Origin of the sequence: Thermogemmatispora sp., from assembly GCF_019683755.1 — a bacterium.
Lineage (GTDB): Bacteria > Chloroflexota > Ktedonobacteria > Ktedonobacterales > Ktedonobacteraceae > Thermogemmatispora.
Window position 1 is genome coordinate 1 of record NZ_JADGHT010000525.1, and the last position, 2169, is coordinate 2169.

Consider the following 2169-nt stretch of genomic DNA (forward strand, 5'->3'; position numbering starts at 1 on the left):
GTACTCTGCCGTAGACAAAGAGATTCTCGAAGATGACGCAGCCGCCCACAAAGCCCCCTGTCAGGGCGCTCCCCAGAGCGATGCAGAGGATCAGGAGCAGATTGCTGCCCAAGATAAACCAGAGGGAGAACTGCCCGCTAGGGGCGCTGGCGGTCGGCCAGTCTTCGATAGGCCACTGGACTCCGAGGATCAGCGCGCTGAGGGCGATCGCTGCTAGCAAGGCATACTCTAACAGATAGCGCCTGGGGAAGGCTGCTCTCGTCACCATGATGCCGCGCCCTCCAGCGAATAACAGCGCTGGAGATAGAGACGGGCAGCCTCCAGGGCTCCCGGCCCCAGATGAGCGACGGCCCACTGGTCGGCCTCTTTTTCCCAGCGCCGCAGACAGAGCAGCTTGCCCAGCAACGGCGCCATGACCAGCATGCTCCAGAGGAGCAGACAGAGCGCGGCAACCGGGCCGCTCAGTTCGTCGAGGAACTGCGGGAGGCACACAGCAGCCAGAAGGCCCACCAGCACCGCCCCTAGCTGGCAGTCCCATAGACTACGCAACCGAGTCGTGTGACCACGAGCAATATGACCCTGCTCATGGAGCAGCAGCACCTGCAGCACCTGGACCGGTACTTGCAGCCAGGCGTCCAGGTAGATCTCTTGTTGCCCCGACCAGGTTCGACGTGAGAAAGCAGGGGCATCTTTTTGGGGCAGATAAGAGGTGAAGAGCTTGACCGCCGGCTCCGGCAGTAAGGCCACGCCTTCGGGCAGCTCCTTTAATTCTTCACGTAGATAGCGCTGAAAGGCTATCCTGCGGAGCAGTATCCATATGAGGGCGGGAGCTGTGCACACCGCTATCAGGAGTTTGAAATCTGTGAGAACGAGACCACAGGCGGGCAGCAGCGCCAGCAGGACCACGCCGATGGCCTGGGCGGATTCTCTCCATGTTAGTGGCTGCTCCGGGGAAAAACGCAGGGCGTAGCCCCTGGCTTCAGCTACCAGCGAGAGGCGCCAACGGAGAGTCATGGCCTCTCCCGTCAGGGCCGGCATATCCAACCGCAGGAGCCAGGCCACCCAGCATGGCAACGGACGCGACCAATGCGGCCCCGGCTCCCTCCCTGGCCAGGGCTTCTCCTTTCCAGCAGGTAGCCGCCCGCCTCTCTCCCAAAGTACAATAAGACAGAGGGCCAGCACCGGCAGCGGGCGCAGGTAGACAGGCACCCATATCAGCGGGTAGATTACTACCGACGCCGTATGGAAAGCTGCCAGGAGATCGACGCCCTGCAGTTTTCTCAGGTTTGTCACGAGTGGGCTCCTCCTCCAGTGAGGCAGTTACGGAAGGAAAGGACCTTCCGTTTTTCCTTCGTGATACGATCTCATGCTCGAATAGCATTCGTCGAATCCCTCTGGAGGCCGCTTTCTCCTCAGAGAGAATGACTTCGATACGTTTCCTTCAAACAGCAAAGGCTTGTAGTGTCAGCCTTATTTGAAATATTTACAAAATTTCCTTTGCTGGGATTTTACCACCGAAGGAGAACGATGCAGGAGCCGGTCGCATCGCTCTCCTCGCCACTGTGGAAAAGAGATCAATCGCTAGCGTGCTGCTTAGCCGAGAAAAGCGACGCCCGCGATCGCTATGATGATGCCTCCCCAACCAGTGGCGCTCATCGTTGCCAGAATGGTGCCTATAGCACTAATCCCATCATAAGCAACCCAGGTAATAATCCAGCGGACCCCTTGAATGATCCAGGGCAGCCCCCGGATATAGCCCGGCAGGGCGCTGAGCAGCATCCCAATCGCCTGGGGAATGCCAAGACGATGGGTCGCTACCATGTAAAGTAACCAATGCAGGTGACCACCTGCACCCTGCAGGGGCAGCAGACTCACGAGAGCCAACCCCCCACAAAGAGCAGCGAGGAGCAGGAGCCAGTTCCTCTCTTCTTTTACGGCACGCGGCACAGCTCTAATGGAATTCACTTTGAACCTCCTTGGGCTGTCCTTTGAATGCTTAAGATATCGGCACCGAGGTGCCCGATTCAAGGGTAATCTCTTGAGTTACTTTCTTCAATCGTCCCTTGAATGATTTTATCACAAGCATCTTCCAATAACCTCATATCCCCAAAGCAAGGTCTCACTATTATTACACCACTAGCAAAAATAAATACAAGATATCATCTATTC

The 2169-nt window shown here is 57.3% G+C and carries 2 protein-coding genes and 1 pseudogene; all 3 read right to left on the reverse strand.

Going from position 1 to position 2169, the window contains the following annotated elements:
* Positions 1–268: pseudogene (locus IRZ24_RS19585) on the reverse strand (hypothetical protein); the annotation flags it as partial.
* Positions 262–1293: a hypothetical protein gene (locus tag IRZ24_RS19590; RefSeq protein WP_297168252.1), complete on the reverse strand. Its 1032-nt coding sequence runs from the start codon at positions 1291–1293 to the stop codon at positions 262–264. The pseudogene IRZ24_RS19585 and the gene IRZ24_RS19590, both read right to left, overlap by 7 nt.
* A gap of 300 nt (positions 1294–1593) precedes the next feature.
* Positions 1594–1965, reverse strand: a complete 372-nt coding sequence (locus tag IRZ24_RS19595; RefSeq protein ID WP_297168255.1) for a hypothetical protein — start codon at positions 1963–1965, stop codon at positions 1594–1596.
* Between the last annotated feature and the right edge of the window lie 204 nt (positions 1966–2169).